The following is a 15033-nucleotide window of genomic DNA, read 5'->3' as shown; positions in this document are numbered from 1 at the left end:
ATCGCCCATGCGTTTTGCCGAGCAATGGAGCTGGTGCACCGTCGAAACCGTCCGCGACATGACGCCCACGATCCGCGAATTCAGACTGCGCCCCGAGAACGGCCATGTCGCGCCCTACCCGGCCGGCAGCCATATCGGCGTTACCGTGCTGATCGACGGACAGCCCGCGCGGCGCTCGTATTCGCTGGTGGAGAACAGCGATCCCAACACCTATCGCATTGCGGTGCGGCGGGCCCCGGATAGCCGCGGCGGCTCGCGCGGGATGTGGAGCTTGACGCCGGGCGCGCGGGTCGAGACGTCAAATCCGGCGTCCCTGCTCGAAATCGACTGGACGAGGAAGAACTATTGCCTGATCGCCGGCGGCATCGGCATCACGCCGATCACAGGTATCGCAGCCGCCCTGCGCCGCAGGAATATCGACGCCGCCCTGCACTACGCCGTCAAATCACGCGGCGACGCCGCCTTCCTTGACGAGCTAGCGACGCTGCTCGACGACCTCTTGATCGTGCACGCCTCCGATGAAGGCGCGCGGCTCGATCTGGATACCACCTTCCGCGCTTTGCCTGACGATGCCATCGCCATCATGTGCGGACCGATGCGGATGCTGGAGGCGGCGCGGCGTGCCTGGAACGACGCGGGACGCGCACCGGCCGATCTGCGCTATGAGACGTTCGGCTCGAGCGGCCTGAAGCCGACGGCCGAATTCCGCGTGCGGCTGAAGGATACCGACACCGAACTCGTCGTGCCGCAGAACAGCTCGATGCTGGACGCGCTGAACGGCGCAGGCTTCGAGGTGATATCGGATTGCCAGCGCGGTGAATGCGGCGTCTGCGCCGTCGACGTCATTGCCGTCGAGGGCGAGATCGATCATCGCGACGTGTTCTTCAGCGACCAGCAGAAGCACGACAACCGCAAGATCTGCCCCTGCGTGTCACGCGCGATTGGCGTCGTCACCATCGACACGCTGTACCGGCCGGAAGCGACGCATCGTTAAGCGAACATCGTCAGCATGCCGAATGCGCGCCCTGCGCCAGAAGCGGTCATTGAGCCGAAGTCGAATGCCTATCCAAGCCGCGTGGTTGCGTCAGCTCGCTTATCTCCAGGAGAAGGGCGTGAAATTCGACCGATGCATCGACCATCCCGCGCGGTCATCGGTCAGACGCTTACTCCTACTCAGCCCTGGTCAATAGATTCTATTCAGTCATGTTACTGACGCAATCTCTGTCTTAGTCGATGAGAACTAAGAACACCTGTGCGAGGACCACACTGGTTCCCACAACGGTTCCACTGCCAGTATTGGAACGAATCCGCAAATAATTGGCGCGAGTTAGTCAACGCATCCGCGTTCGCTTGACCATTTTTTGCGGCATCGGGAACCCAGCGTTCTAGAAAATCAATCAAGGAGTTATGATGTTGTTTCGCTCGCGCGCCGCAATTTGCGGCGCCGTACTTGCGCTTGCCTTTTCTGTTACCGTTGCTCGAAGTGAAATCGTTGCAGTTCATTCAAGCGCCGTCGTCGATGCCGCTTCTGGGGATGCGATCGTTGGCGCTGCATCCACGTACAATCCGTTCCGGCCCGGATGGCGGGAGGGTGGTCCGAACACAGCTTCCGGCGAGCGCTATGATCCCTCTGTTTGGACGGCTGCCATCAAGACGAGCTTGCGCCAGAAATTTGGCGGGGTCCGATATGGCGCGAGGCCGAAGTATGCCCTCGTTGAGGCTGTAGGCAAGAAGGTCATCGTCAAGATAAATGACGTGGGGCCACTAACGCCTGGCCGCATCATTGACCTCAATGAGCGAGCGATGCGTTATTTCGATCCGAGCCTGCAGCTCGGGGTAATTTATAGCGTAATAGTCAGGCCGCTTTCCGGCGACTATTGGGTTCCCGGACCGGTTGGCTGAACATCGCACGTGAAAGAAGCAGAGCAAGACATGAGAGTTTCGGCGAATGTCCGCTCTCCACCATGAACCGCCACTGCCGGCAACCGGATGGCGCACGCGCACGCGGTCTTCAAGCAACGGCTGATCAGCCGCAATTCCAGACCGGCCCGATCGGCGTCCGCGTCCAGCAAGGGCCGAAGCTGCCGCCATTGTAGCGACCGCCGTAAAAGCCAGGCCGGCCGAAATAGTGCCAGTCGCCATCGTACCCGTAATAACTTGGAGTTGGATCGATATACCAGGGGCGCTGGTTGCGGCGCGCCATGCGCGAGGCCGAAGCTTTCCGGGCGTAAGCTGGAAGGCTGTTATTCGGTGGCTGTTGATAGCCCGGCAGGAACCCGTATCCGTGCCAGCGTGGCGCCGGCCGTTTATGAACCGGCGCAGCCGGCGCGACGACCGGCAGCAGCGACAGGACGATAGCAATCAATGGAAACACGAGGCGCGACATAAGCGCACCATAGAGGGCCGGCTGTTGAGAGGCGATTCAAATCTGAGTGCACAGTGCAGCGCAGCTGCTTCCGGTTTGCGAAACGACCGCGTTGCGCCAGAAGCGGCCGTTCATCCCGGGGATTTCTATTTTTGCGGTCGGACAATAAAAGACAAAAGACCACGCGGGCATTACACCGCATGGCCTTTGCGAGACTGCGCCCCCAGGCCCTCCAGGGATTCCGTCTCGGGGCGCATAGTGTGCGGGTGGAGGTGCCTGTCCAGGGTGTGATGGAATTACCCACAGTTCAGGCGAACGAACACGCCCCAACCGACCCGCCCGGCTCAAACTGCGTCTTTAGCAACCTTCAGCGGTGACGCCTTGACCGACTTGCTGGCTGGCTTGGCCGCGAACTCCATAGGCTCTTTCGTGAAAGGATTCACACCGCTGCGGGCTTCAGTAGCAGGCTTGTTCACGACCGACATTTTGACGAAGCCAGGAATGACGAACTCGCCGGATTCATTCAGTTCCTTATAGCCCACCGTCGCCATCTGCTCGATGACGGCCTTTACGTCTCCTTTGGAAACCTGCGTTCCCTCTGCAATTGCATCAATCAACTGATTCTTGGTCATCTTGGCCATGATGGATTCCTTTGTGGAGGCTCGGAACAGGTTAAAGCGCATGAGCTACCGGGGGGCGGTCACTCTGCTTAAAACGCGGCAAAGCCACGCAGTTCGCTTCTCGTTCATACCAGTGGTCATGAAGTCACCGGGCTTAAAACCTATCGAGATCCAAAACGCAAGGAGTAGCTCGGCGTGTATTCTTACCTGACTGCTTTGCGCCCAGCAGCGGTCGCCCCGACAAGGGCGCGATTGACCCAATGCGGGCTCGACGTAGGGCTCTTCTTGATTTTTGCGCCGGCTAGCCGAACTAACTTCTGCTCAGGCGCCTCAACTCTCGTATCTAGTACCTAATTTCATCACACCCTAAGCCGGCACCGGAAACCTGACCGCCTCCAGCGCGGTCTTGCCGCGGATCATGTCGGAGGCCTTGTCGGCAATCATCAGCGTCGAGGCGTTGAGATTGGCCGAGATCATCCGCGGCATGATCGAGGCGTCGACCACGCGCAATCCCTGCAGCCCATGCACGCGCAACTGGTCGTCGACCACGGCCCATTTGGCGTCGGCCGGTCCCATGCGGCAGGTGCAGCCGGGGTGGAACGTGGTGGTGCCGCGTTCGGTGGCGGCGGCGAGAAATTCATCGTCGCTCTGCACCTTGGGTCCCGGAAAATCCTCATAGGCATAATACGGCGCGAGCGGCGCGGACGATAGCAGCCGGCGCGCCAGCTTCATGCCGGCGACGACGACGCGGCGATCGATCTCCTCGACGAGATAATTGGTCTGGATGATCGGCGGCGCGAACGGGTCGGCGGAGCGGATGCGGACATAGCCGCGGCTCTCGGGGCGCTGCTGCCATGAGGCAACCGTCATGCCCGGCTCGTCCTCGAGCTGGCCCTGCACGCCTTCCTTGTAGCTTGCCGGCGTGAAGGTGAGCTGCAGGTCGGAGCTTTCGGTGGTCTCGCCGGAGTGCCAGAAGCAATAGACCATGGTCGGCGACAGCGACAGCAGGCCGCGCCGTGTCGTGGCCCATTTCAGCGCCTCGACCCACAGGCTCACGCCCCGCCGCAGTTCATTGATGGTCCGGATGTTCTTGACGCGCGCGACCGAACGCGGCGCGTAGTGGTCCTGCAGGCCCTCGCCCACGCCGGGCAGCGCGTGGCGGACCTCGATGCCGTGCGATTGCAGCAATTCCGGCGAACCGACGCCGGACAGTTGCAGCACCTGCGGCGAGTTGTAGGTGCCGCCCGACAGGATGACTTCCTTGCTGGCGCGCACTTCGACGGGCACGCCGCCCTTGCCGCCTTTGAGGTAGCGCACGCCGACCGCGCGCTTGCCCTCGAAGATGATGTTGGTGACATGCGCATGCGTCCGCACATCGACATTGCCGCGCTTCCGCGCCGGATGTAGGAACGCCTTGGCCGCGCTCATGCGCAGGCCCTTCTCGATGGTGCGCTGGCAGTAGGACACGCCCTCCTGGATCGCGCCGTTATAGTCGGGGTTGCGCGGAATCCCGAGGCTCATGGCGCCTTCCATGAAGGCCTCGCACAGCGGATCGTTCCAATCCATCGTCGTGACGGTGAGACTGCCGTCGCGCCCGCGATAGGTCTCGTCGCCCTCGCCGACCCGCCGCTCCAGCCGCTTGAAATAGGGCAGTATGTCCGGATAGCCCCAGCCGCGATTGCCGAGCTGCGCCCAGGTGTCGAAATCCTGGCGCTGGCCGCGGTTGTAGATATGGCCGTTGATCGAGGACGATCCGCCCAGCGTCTTGCCGCGCGGCGCGTAGATGCTGCGGCCGCCGGTCCAAGGGCCCGGCTCTTGGCTGTAGCCCCAGTTGACGCTCTTCATGTGGAACGTCTTGATGAAGCCGGCCGGCAGATGAATGTAGGGATGCCAGTCCGTCGGCCCCGCTTCGAGCACACAGACGCGGGTTGCGGAGTCTTCGCTGAGCCGGTTGGCGAGCACGCTGCCTGCGGAGCCCGCGCCGATAATCACGTAATCGAACGTTTCCATCGTCTCGTTTCTGGCGCGGCTTGTTACCGCGACTTTTCGTTGAGTTGATAGGTGAGATGCGCCTTCACCGTCGGCCATTCGCTGGCGATGATGCTGTAAACCACGGTGTCGCGCAACGTGCCGTTTGGCGCGATCTGATGGCTGCGCAAAATACCGTCGAGCTTGGCGCCGAGGCGTTCGATGCCGCGCCGGCTCTGGTGATTGAAGAAGTGCGTGCGGAACTCTACCGCAATGCAATTCAACTTCTCGAAGGCGTGCGTCAGCAGCAGCAATTTGCACTGCGTGTTGAGCGCGCTGCGCTGCACGCGCTTGGCGTACCAGGTCGAGCCGATTTCGACGCGGCGGTTGCCGGCATCGACGTTCATATAGGTCGTCATGCCCGCGACCTTCCCGTCGGCGTCATACACCGTGAACGGCAGCATCGAGCCGGCCGCGAACAGGCCGAGGCGGCGGTCGATTTCCTTCTTCATGTTTTCGGCGGTCGGGATGGCAGTGTACCAGAGCTTCCACAGCTCGCCGTCCTTCACAGCCTCCACCAGCCCGTCGATGTGATCGTGCGACAGCGGCTCCAGCCGCGCGTGCGCGCCTTGAAGGGTAACTGGTTCAAGAAAGGCCATTCTATAACTCCGCTCTCTCCACCGTCATTGCCTGCGACAAACGCGAAGCGTTTGCGCAAGGGAGCAAAGCGACGAAGCAATCCATACTTCCTCGCGGCGACATGGATTGCTTCGCTTGGCTCGCAATGACGTGGATGGTTATCGTATTCCCGTCATTTGTTCAAAAAGTTCAGCGCCAGCCCCGGCCGCGCCCAGTCCATTGCGATCAGTTCGCCCTTGCCCGACAGCGTGATGTAGGCGGTTTTGAGCTCAGGCCCACCGAAGGCGATATTGGTGGTGACGCGGTCGCCGGTCGGCACCTGCTCGACAAGCGTGCCATCGGGCGCGATCACGGAGATGCAGCCCGAGACCAGCGTCGCCACGCAGACATTCCCGTTCGCCTCTACCGCCATCGAATCGAACATCTGGTAGCCGCCAAGGCCTGCAATCGGCTTACCGCGCTCGCCGCGATAGATCACATCGCGCGGCTTGATGGTGCCGGGCTCGGCAATTTCATAGGCCCACAACCGCGCGGTCGGCGTCTCCGCGATGTAGACCGTCTTCTCGTCCGGCGATAGGCCAATGCCGTTGGCGGGCAACACGCCGTGCACGACCTCGACGATCTCCTTCATGCCGGGCTTGAGATAGTAGAACGCGCCGACATCCATCTCGCGGGCGCGGCGCTTGCCGAGGTCCGAGAACCAGAGCCCGCCGTGCCTGTCGAACACCAGGTCGTTGGGCCCGCGCAAGGCGTGCTCGCCGCATCTATCGACGACGGTTTCGACCTTGCCGCTCTGCAGGTCGACCCGCTGGATCGAGCCGCCGAGATAATCATCGGCCTGCGGCCCCGGCATGATCATCTTGCCGGTGGGAATCCAGCTGAAGCCGCCATTGTTGCAGATATACATTTTGCCGTCGGGGCCGAGGGCCGCGCCATTGGGGCCGCCCGGAATCTGCGCGACCACCTCTTTCCGCCCATCGGGATGAACCCGCGTCAGCCGCTTGCCGCGGATTTCGACCAGCACCACCGAGCCGTCGGGCATGACGACCGGGCCTTCCGGAAACTCCAGATCGGTGGCGAGAACGCGGATATCGGCCATGAATCCTCCTGGCTTTTTCTTGGGCGCAGGCGAATTCCAGGCTCGACCCCGCACGCGCAACATTTCGTTGCGCTTGTTATGGCAAAGTCGATATGGCTTGCCAAGCAAATCACCTGAGATGATTGCGCAAGGCAGCCCGGCATTGCCGTGGCATTGTCACCGGTCGCACAGGAAAATAGGCTCAACCATGAGCTATGCAGCAAAGATCGTCTTGCAACTACCTTTATCCAACCCTGACGTGCTGGAGCCTTTCGTGGAGGCATGCATCCGTGATGGCGTCACGCTGATCGCCATCGTCGGCGAAGGATGCCGCAAGACAGAAGATATCATCGATGAACTCGTCGTGGGAGACGGCTCGGATGAGAGCCGCTTTATCTGCACCACTTCTCATCCCGGCGAGACGGCGGAGGAAGTTATCGAATTCGCATCGACATTCAACTCGTGGGAAGCCCAATCAGTCGAACTAGTGAGGCTGTAGTAGCTGTAGGATGGGTAGAGCGAAGCGAAACCCATCGATTGGTGTGCCGATGAACGAAATGATGGGTATCGCTTCGCTCCACCCATCCTACGCACTGCCTATTCCCGCACCGGAATCCAGATCTCCAGCCCGCCGTTGCCGGTGGCCGGATCGAAATTCTCGTCGTAGCGCTCGAAGCTCGGCGCGTCGGCCGCCTTCATGCCTGAAATCGGCAGCCAGTGATTCCAGATCGTGTTGACGGTGCGGCGGATGGTCGAGATGTGCTCGGCGTGGGTGAACACCGCATATTTCTGTTCGGGAATCCGCACGCGCGCGAATTCGCGCGGCAGGTCGGAGAAGTCGGCGACCTCGACGCCGGCGATGTAGTCGAAATTGCCGGCATCGTCGCCGTTGCAGCAGACGCCATAGGCGACCTTGCCGATCCGCGCGGGAATGCCGTCGACTTTCTGGTGAAACTGCTGCCACTGGTTCGGAATACCGGCGCCGCCGTTTTCATGCGTGCAACGCTCGCTGATGCCGGCGATGAGCAATGGCTTGCTGGTTTCGAAGCGCGGGGGCTTGAGATTTTCGAGCAGGGTTGAATCCATGACGATGGGCTCCTGAAGCTTGAGACGATCGAGGCACGTTGCGGCGCGGACCGCCTCGGGCGTGACGCCGAAATGGTCGCGGAACGCGCGGGTGAACGCTTCGTGAGAGCTGTAGTCCGCATCCAGCGCGAGGCTGAGGATATCAGGCGCCCCGCCAGCGAGCGCCTGTGCGGCCTTGCTGAGCCGGCGGGCACGCACATAGCGCATCACCGAAAACCCGGTGGCGGCGGCAAACGCCCGCACCAGATGGAAGCGCGAGACACCGGCAACGCCGGCGACGTCGTCGAGCGTCAGCGGTTCGGCGAGATGACTTTCGATGTACCAGAGCGCTTTCTGGGCTGGATTCATGGCTCACAGCTTTCATGCGAAGCGTCCGCATTATGCTCTGATGCTACGCGCGTCATTTGACAGTCCTTGCTCTCCGTTCCTGCCGCTGACAGTATCAGACGCGATTGGAGGGGAACCATGCTGATCACCAACGTTCGGGCGCACCACATCCGCATCCCCTATGACGCCGGGGTTGCGAGTTTCAAGCAAGGCGCTTCCGCCATATCCGCGCTGGAGATCGTCATGGTCGAGGTCTCCACCGACGCTGGCACCACCGGCTGGGGCGATGCCTTTTCATATGTCAGCCCACGAACCACCTGCACCGCCATCGAGGAAATGATCGCGCCGCAGGCGCAGGGCCTCGAGGTTCCCGACGCGGCCGGCATTCCCGCCTTCATGGAACAGATCCAGCGCAACCTGCATCTGTTCGGTCGCTACGGCATCACCATGTTCGCGATATCGGCGCTCGATATCGCCCTGTGGGACCTTGCCGCCAAAGCGAAGGGCGTGCCGCTGCATCGCTTGCTCGGCGAAGCCAAACGCACGCGGATTCCCGCCTATGCCAGCCTGCTGCGGATCGGCAAACCCGAATTGATCACAAGCGAATGCGAGACCGCGCTGCGGCTTGGCTATAAGGCTATAAAATTGCATGAGACCACAACGCCTGCGGTATTTGCCGCGCGGCAGGCGATCGGCCCCGGCATTCCGTTGATGGTCGACATGAACTGTCCACTGAATGGCGAGGCCGCGATCGCGTTCGCGCATTCCTGCCAGGACGCCGCGCCGATGTTCATCGAGGAGCCGGTCTGGCCACCGGAGGATTTTGCAACGCTCGCCGAGGTACGAACCAAAGGCGGGCTCAACATTGCGGCCGGCGAGAACGCCTGCACGGTTCATCAGTTCAGGCAGATGATGAGTGCAGGCGCGGTAAGCCATGCACAACCCTCCGTCATCAAGGTCGGCGGCATCACTGAATATCTGAAGGTCGCAGCGCTAGCCGACGAACTCGGCGTCAGGCTCGCGCCGCATTCGCCGTATTTCGGGCCGGGCTTGCTGGCGACGCTGCAGTTGATGTCGCTGCGCGACGACGCCACTTTCGTCGAGGTGTTCTACATGAAGCGTGCCGCATGCCTGTGGCGCGGCCGCATCGACGTCGATGCCAATGGCGACGTCGAAGTGCCCCAAGGGCCCGGCATCGGCTATGAACCGGACAAGGCCGTCATGGAGCAATACCGCGTGTCGTGACCGCCGGCGCTTACTTTGTGCCGTCCTTCGCCGGCGCCGCATCCTTCGCAGCCGGCGCCGTTGGCTTCTTCGCGTCCTCCGCGGTCTTCTTCTGCTCCGCCTGCATGTCGCTCACGACCTTCTGCAAGCCAATGACCGCGCCCTTCAACGCCTCGATCTGCCGGTTGGCGGCATCGATCTTCTGCAGATGGTCGGTGGTGAGCTTGTTGATCGTCTTCTGCAGGAAGTCGACATTGCTCTGCAGGCAAGAGGTGCGCCGCTCCATCGTCTTTTCGACGGTGCAGATCTCAATGCCGGGAACGTCCTGCGCGTGAACGGTCGCCGGCAGTGACGCCATCAGCAGCGCGAAGGCGACGAAGGTGATCCTGGCCATCGGAGCAATCATCAAAATCCTCGTTTCAAAAGCCTCTAGCGCATGGGGGAACATCCATCACGGCAATTTGCGCGAAGCAGGCTCCCGACCCCTGTGATACCATACTGATACCTCATTCAGGCGTTGTGCTTCACCCCGTTAACGGTGGATGCATTTTGCCGCGAACCTCAACGGGCCGCGGCAGTGGAGATTGATTGTATGGCAACGCGTGAAAAGCGGCTGGCGCAGTTCGACGGGAACGGGGCTCCGCCGACGGACCAACCGGTGGAAGTTCTTTGCGAGGATCACAGCGGAACCTATCAACTGCCCTTTGCCTGCCGCTGGATCGATGGCCAATGGCGCAATGACAGGACCGGCGGCATGGTGGAGGCCACGGTGGTCGGCTGGAGGTTGCCGCGCGCCCGCCCTGAAAGCGTCGCGGACAGAGGCTGACGAGCGGCGCATTGTGCCAGAATGCGACGGGAACGCGCGGGATGTTAATGTTCGGAACGCGGGTGGAACGAACCGCGCCCGAATCACTGATTTAGCGCCGTACTCCCTTGTTCACGGCTAGATGTCGGCCGCCATCCCAGATGACGTACAACATAGAGCATGACAGCAATCGGCCGCAGCCAGCGACCGAGGACAAGCGTTAATTCCTCCGAGGATGGACATGGCGCTCACTTCCACGGGGTCGGCGGAGGCACCTTGTCGACAGCCGGCGGCACATCGACAGTCCTGAAATCGGCCGGGCTGACGATCTCGAGATACTCCATGTCCTCCGAGTAGTCGTACAGGTAATGCGTGATGCCGGGCCGTTGGTGGACGACGTCGCCGGCCTGTACGAGCGTCGACTTGTCCTCGTACATGAAGCGCGCCCAGCCCTTGGTCATGATCACGATCTGGAATTCGCATTCATGCTTGTGCCAGCCGGTGCCTTCCTCGGGCGGCAGATCGGGGTTGGCCTTGACCAGATGGCAGATCACCTGCCCGCCGGTGGCGTCGGCGATGCCGAGATCGCGATACAGGAAGAAGTCGCGCAGACCTCCGCCCTTGAATTCGGTATCGCCGGGTTTGACGTGAGAGAATTTGCTGACGACGGCCTGCTGGTTCATTGAAGCCTCCACGGTTTTTGTTCGCGAGATCGCGACCAGGCGAAGAGCGTCCAAATTTTCGGCAGCGTCGCATCGTCGCGTTCACGGCTGCATGTTGCTATGCGAAATCCACGCCAGTCGCGCTGCAATGCAGCGAGCGGACTGGGCGAAGCGTCGAAGCATTTGTCGGGAAGCAGGAATCCGCCTTCAGCAAGGCTCAGTCGACGGCCGCGGGACCGGCGCGCGCCAACCGAAGCTGGCTGCGGCGTGAGCTATCCTGCCCGAAGCTTGAGCCCTTCAAACGGGCAGGGCCGCGCGCGGCCTGCCTAATATTCGACCTCGAGCTCCTCGATGTCGGCAGGCTCGGCCTTGGCGGCCTCGATCCATTCCTGCATCTCGGGCATCGCCATGATGGTACTGGCGTAGGCCGCGAGGCCGGGTTCGAGCTTCACATCATAGGTCATGAAGCGGGTGACCACGGGCGCGTACATCGCATCCGCCATGGTGCGCTCGCCGAACAGGAACGGGCCGCCCGATTCCGCAAGGCATTCGCGCCAGATGGTGCAGACCCGGTCGATATCGGCCTGCGCGCGCGACCAGATCTTGAAGCCCGGGAAATGGCCCTTCAGGTTGACCGGCAGCGAGGCGCGCAGCGTGGTGAAGCCCGAATGGATTTCGCCGCAGATCGACCTGCAATGCGCGCGCTGGATGCGGTCCGCCGGCAACAGGCCGGCATCCGGCATGACCTCGTTGAGGTATTCCGCGATCGCCAGCGTATCCCAGATGGTGGCGCCGTCATGGCGCAGGCACGGCACCAGGATCGACGACGACAGCAACAGGATTTCCGCCCGTGCCGACGCATCGTCGGGGGCAGTGACGACCTCCTCGAACTCCAGTCCTGAGAATTTCGCCAGCAGCCAGCCGCGCAGCGACCAGGACGAGTAATTCTTGCTGGAGATGGTCAGTGTGGTCTTCGCCATATGGCCTTCCCTCGAACCCCAAAACGCCTCCGCGCAGGCATGGGCAGCCAGCCGCGCCGCCCGCCCAATGCCTGTGCGTCAGGCATTCCAGCAGCAAGCCACGTGCCAGTTTTAGAGGCGGCCGGGCCGGCTCTGGCGTCGATATTGCATGGCATTGCTGGACGGGGGCGGACGTGAATGATGTCAATGATGTACCAAGCCTATCAGAACCACATGGACCTGACGTCGCCCTGGCGGACCGGGGCCGCGGCGGGGCTGAAATATCTCAATCTGGTGCCGCAGGGCGTCTCCGACAGGTTATTTAACCGGCTCGCCGCTTCGCTCGAATTGATCTCGCGCTCCTCCCTCACCTACGCGCGGCCTGCCTACGGCATCGACCGGGTAATGGTCGGCAATCAGGAACTGGAGGTGACCGAGGAAGTCACCTTCGCCACCCCGTTCGGGTCGCTGCTGCATTTCAAGAAAGAGAACGCCCCGGAGCAGCCGCGGCTGTTGCTGGTGGCGCCGATGTCCGGCCATTTCGCCACCCTTTTGCGCGGCACCGTGAAGACGCTGCTGCAGGACCACGACGTCTACATCACCGACTGGCATAACCCGCGCGACATTCCGCTTCATGCCGGCCGCTTCGGCCTCGAGGATTACACCGATCATTTGATCACCTTCCTCGACAAGATCGGTCCGCGCGCGCACATGGTGGCGATCTGCCAGCCGTCGGTCTCGGCGCTGGCCGCCGCCGCCGTCATGTCGGAAGACAATCATCCCGCGCGTCCGGCGACGCTGACCCTGATGGCCGGGCCGATCGACACGCGGATCCAGCCGACCAGGGTCAACGGATTCGCCAAGAGCAAGCCGATCAACTGGTTCGAAAAGAACCTGATCAATTACGTGCCGGTGCAATGCAAGGGCGCGTTCCGCAAGGTCTATCCGGGCTTCGTGCAGCTCACTGCCTTCGTTTCGATGAATCTCGAGCGCCACATCAAGCAGCACATCGACCTCGCCAATCATCTGGCGAAGGGCGAGAAGGAGAAGGCTGATCTCATCAAGACCTTCTACGACGAATATTTCGCCGTGATGGACCTGCCGGCGGAGTTTTACATCGAGACCGTGCGCGACGTGTTTCAGGAGCATCTGTTGCCGCAGGGAAAGCTGATGCATCGCGGCCGGCCGGTGAACCCGGCCTCGATCAGGCGCATGGGCCTGATGACGATCGAGGGCGAAAAGGACGACATCTGTTCGATCGGCCAGACGCTGGCGGCGCAGGACCTCTGCACCGGCGTGCGCGCCTATCGCAAGGTGCACCACATGCAGGCCGGCGTCGGCCATTACGGCGTGTTTTCGGGAAAGCGCTGGAACAACGAGATCTATCCGCTGCTGCGGGATTTCGTGCACGTGAATTCGTGAGGGGTTCGCGCCACTCCTCCCCGTCATTGCGAGCGCAGCGAAGCAATCCATTGGCTCCCCACATACGCGGAGAGATGGATTGCTTCGCTGCGCTCGCAATGACGGGGCGACAGCTCTAGCCGCTTCACCCTGCGCGCGCTAACATCCGCCCAAGGCCGACCGCTCAAGAGTCGTCCGGGGAGGAACTATCATGCGTCTTTCAATCAATTTCCGCGCCTTCGCGCTCGCCATTCTCAGCGTATCCCTGCTGACCGTCACGGCCAGCGCCGCCGAGGTGCGGGTGATGATCTCGGGCGGATTGACGGCCGCCTACAAGGCGCTGGTGCCTGAATTCGAGCGCAGCACCGGCCACAAGGTGCTGACCGCCTACGGGCCGTCGATGGGCACGACGACCAACGCCATACCCGTGCGGCTGGAGCGCGGCGAGCCTGCGGATGTCCTGATCATGGTCGGCTATGCACTCGACGATCTCGCCAAGAAGGGAAAGTCGATCGCCGACAGCAAAGTCGATCTCGTCAAATCGCCGATCGCGGTCGCCGTGAAATCGGGCACGCCAAAGCCCGACATCTCTACGCCCGATGCGCTCAAGCGCGCGCTGCTGGCCGTGAAGACCGTGGCCTATTCCGACAGCGCCAGCGGCGTCTATGTCTCCACCGAGATGTTCGGCAAGCTCGGCATTGCCGATGAAATGAAGGACAAGGCAAGGAAAATCCCGGCAACGCCCGTCGGCGAAATCGTCGCGCGCGGCGACGCCGAGATCGGCTTCCAGCAGATGAGCGAATTGAAGCCGGTGGAAGGCATAGATATCGTCGGGCCGCTGCCGGATGAGTTGCAGAAGATCACAATATTCTCCGCAGGCATCGCCAGCGTCTCGAAAGAACCCGACGCCGGCAAGGCGCTGATCAAGTTCCTCGCCTCACCCGCCGCGCGCGCCGAGATCGTCAAGAGCGGCATGGACCCGATTCCGGCGGGCGCGACGAACTAGGGCTCCGGCCAACAGCTAATGAAGCCGCGCTGACCGGGCTTTCGCGGCCTTCACCGTGTTCGCCATCAGGCAGGCGATCGTCATCGGACCGACTCCTTTTGGCACAGGCGTAACGGCGCCGGCGACCTGCACCGCTTCCTCGAAGGCGACATCGCCGCGCACGTCGTAACCGCCTTCCGGCCGCGCGACGCGCGCGGTGCCGACGTCGATGACGATGGCGCGCGGCTTGATCCAGTCTCCGCGCACAAGTCCGGGCTTGCCTACCGCGCTGACCAGGATGTCCGCGCCACGGCAGATGAACTGGGTGTCGCGCGTATGGATGTGAGCCTGCGTCACGGTCGCCCGCTCTTCCAGAAGCAGTGCCGCCATCGGCTTGCCAACAATATTGGAACTGCCGATGACGACGGCATGGCATCCGGTCAGATCGGAAACGATCGACTTGATGAGCCTCAGGCACCCCAGCGGCGTGCATGGAACGAGGCTATCCGCACCGTGGAGCAGCCGGCCGGCATTCAGGGCATGCAGGCCATCGACGTCCTTGGCCGGATCGACCGCGGCCATGATCCGCAACGTGTCGATGTGTGCGGGCAATGGGAGCTGGACGAGAATGCCGTCAATGTCGGCTTGCGCATTCAGCGTCGCGAGGATGGAAAGCAGCTCGGCCTCGGTGACGCTGTGCGGCAGGATTTTCGTCTCGCCGCGCAAGCCCAGCTTCCGCGCCATCCTGATCTTGCTTCGGACGTAGATGTGACTGGCCGGGTCGTCGCCGACCAGAACCACGGCCAGGCCCGGCGCGCGCGACAGGTGATCCAGCTCACCCGCGACAGTGTCGAGAAGGATTTGAGCGTGTTTATGCCCGTCGATGATTTCCGCAGTCATGGCACCTCCGTCGA

The 15033-nt window shown here is 62.1% G+C and carries 17 protein-coding genes; 7 read left to right on the top strand and 10 right to left on the bottom strand.

Annotated features, from left to right (window positions below):
- The first annotated feature begins 7 nt into the window (after nucleotides 1-7).
- Together IVB05_RS11120 and IVB05_RS11115 are read left to right on the top strand one after the other, a co-directional pair.
- Complete coding sequence (locus IVB05_RS11120; RefSeq protein ID WP_247784192.1) at nucleotides 8-994, top strand: PDR/VanB family oxidoreductase; 987 nt, start codon at nucleotides 8-10, stop codon at nucleotides 992-994.
- Nucleotides 995-1407: 413 nt separating this feature from the next.
- Nucleotides 1408-1902 carry a septal ring lytic transglycosylase RlpA family protein gene (locus IVB05_RS11115; RefSeq protein ID WP_346771845.1) on the top strand — a complete coding sequence of 165 codons (495 nt, stop codon included), beginning with the start codon at nucleotides 1408-1410 and terminating at the stop codon, nucleotides 1900-1902.
- A gap of 124 nt (nucleotides 1903-2026) precedes the next feature.
- Here IVB05_RS11115 and IVB05_RS11110 read toward each other — a convergent pair whose 3' ends face one another.
- The 5 genes from IVB05_RS11110 to IVB05_RS11090 all read right to left on the bottom strand — a co-directional run bounded on the left by IVB05_RS11110 (nucleotide 2027) and on the right by IVB05_RS11090 (nucleotide 6691).
- Nucleotides 2027-2386: a hypothetical protein gene (locus tag IVB05_RS11110; protein ID WP_247784190.1), complete on the bottom strand. Its 360-nt coding sequence runs from the start codon at nucleotides 2384-2386 to the stop codon at nucleotides 2027-2029.
- 323 nt (nucleotides 2387-2709) lie between these two features.
- Entirely contained in the window at nucleotides 2710-3006 is a 297-nt protein-coding gene (locus IVB05_RS11105) for an HU family DNA-binding protein (protein WP_057850035.1), read from the bottom strand.
- Between the two features lie 345 nt (nucleotides 3007-3351).
- Nucleotides 3352-4995: a GMC family oxidoreductase N-terminal domain-containing protein gene (locus tag IVB05_RS11100; RefSeq protein ID WP_247784189.1), complete on the bottom strand. Its 1644-nt coding sequence runs from the start codon at nucleotides 4993-4995 to the stop codon at nucleotides 3352-3354.
- 23 nt (nucleotides 4996-5018) lie between these two features.
- Entirely contained in the window at nucleotides 5019-5612 is a 594-nt protein-coding gene (locus tag IVB05_RS11095) for a GNAT family protein (RefSeq protein ID WP_247784188.1), read from the bottom strand.
- Between the two features lie 152 nt (nucleotides 5613-5764).
- Nucleotides 5765-6691, bottom strand: coding sequence for an SMP-30/gluconolactonase/LRE family protein (locus IVB05_RS11090; RefSeq protein WP_247784187.1), 927 nt, complete (start codon nucleotides 6689-6691; stop codon nucleotides 5765-5767).
- Between IVB05_RS11090 and IVB05_RS11085 the strand changes: the two genes are divergently transcribed.
- Nucleotides 6690-7169, top strand: a complete 480-nt coding sequence (locus IVB05_RS11085; protein WP_247784186.1) for a hypothetical protein — start codon at nucleotides 6690-6692, stop codon at nucleotides 7167-7169. The genes IVB05_RS11090 and IVB05_RS11085 overlap by 2 nt on opposite strands.
- A gap of 98 nt (nucleotides 7170-7267) precedes the next feature.
- On the opposite strand, the gene IVB05_RS11080 is transcribed toward IVB05_RS11085, so the two are convergent.
- The gene (locus IVB05_RS11080; protein WP_247784185.1) at nucleotides 7268-8104 is read right to left on the bottom strand and encodes an AraC family transcriptional regulator; all 837 of its coding nucleotides are present in this window, start codon (nucleotides 8102-8104) and stop codon (nucleotides 7268-7270) included.
- 117 nt (nucleotides 8105-8221) lie between these two features.
- On the opposite strand from IVB05_RS11080, the gene IVB05_RS11075 reads away from it, so the two are divergent.
- Complete coding sequence (locus IVB05_RS11075) at nucleotides 8222-9328, top strand: mandelate racemase/muconate lactonizing enzyme family protein (RefSeq protein ID WP_247784184.1); 1107 nt, start codon at nucleotides 8222-8224, stop codon at nucleotides 9326-9328.
- Between the two features lie 10 nt (nucleotides 9329-9338).
- Here the strand turns inward: IVB05_RS11075 and IVB05_RS11070 are convergent, their stop codons facing one another.
- Nucleotides 9339-9665, bottom strand: coding sequence for a hypothetical protein (locus tag IVB05_RS11070; RefSeq protein WP_247786657.1), 327 nt, complete (start codon nucleotides 9663-9665; stop codon nucleotides 9339-9341).
- A gap of 234 nt (nucleotides 9666-9899) precedes the next feature.
- On the opposite strand from IVB05_RS11070, the gene IVB05_RS11065 reads away from it, so the two are divergent.
- Complete coding sequence (locus tag IVB05_RS11065; RefSeq protein ID WP_247784183.1) at nucleotides 9900-10133, top strand: hypothetical protein; 234 nt, start codon at nucleotides 9900-9902, stop codon at nucleotides 10131-10133.
- 227 nt (nucleotides 10134-10360) lie between these two features.
- Here the strand turns inward: IVB05_RS11065 and IVB05_RS11060 are convergent, their stop codons facing one another.
- Nucleotides 10361-10795, bottom strand: coding sequence for a cupin domain-containing protein (locus IVB05_RS11060; RefSeq protein ID WP_247784182.1), 435 nt, complete (start codon nucleotides 10793-10795; stop codon nucleotides 10361-10363).
- 305 nt (nucleotides 10796-11100) lie between these two features.
- Nucleotides 11101-11754: a glutathione S-transferase family protein gene (locus IVB05_RS11055; protein ID WP_247784181.1), complete on the bottom strand. Its 654-nt coding sequence runs from the start codon at nucleotides 11752-11754 to the stop codon at nucleotides 11101-11103.
- Between the two features lie 177 nt (nucleotides 11755-11931).
- Between IVB05_RS11055 and phaZ the strand changes: the two genes are divergently transcribed.
- Complete coding sequence (gene phaZ / locus IVB05_RS11050) at nucleotides 11932-13155, top strand: polyhydroxyalkanoate depolymerase (protein ID WP_247784180.1); 1224 nt, start codon at nucleotides 11932-11934, stop codon at nucleotides 13153-13155.
- Between the two features lie 190 nt (nucleotides 13156-13345).
- Entirely contained in the window at nucleotides 13346-14140 is a 795-nt protein-coding gene (locus IVB05_RS11045; RefSeq protein WP_247784179.1) for a substrate-binding domain-containing protein, read from the top strand.
- Nucleotides 14141-14155: 15 nt separating this feature from the next.
- Here the strand turns inward: IVB05_RS11045 and IVB05_RS11040 are convergent, their stop codons facing one another.
- Nucleotides 14156-15019 carry a tetrahydrofolate dehydrogenase/cyclohydrolase catalytic domain-containing protein gene (locus tag IVB05_RS11040; RefSeq protein ID WP_247784178.1) on the bottom strand — a complete coding sequence of 288 codons (864 nt, stop codon included), beginning with the start codon at nucleotides 15017-15019 and terminating at the stop codon, nucleotides 14156-14158.
- Nucleotides 15020-15033: the final 14 nt, after the last annotated feature.

The organism is Bradyrhizobium sp. 170 (assembly GCF_023101085.1).
Lineage (GTDB): Bacteria > Pseudomonadota > Alphaproteobacteria > Rhizobiales > Xanthobacteraceae > Bradyrhizobium.
The sequence above is the reverse complement of the archived record's forward strand: the minus strand, read 5'-3'. Positions and strand labels throughout refer to the sequence as shown.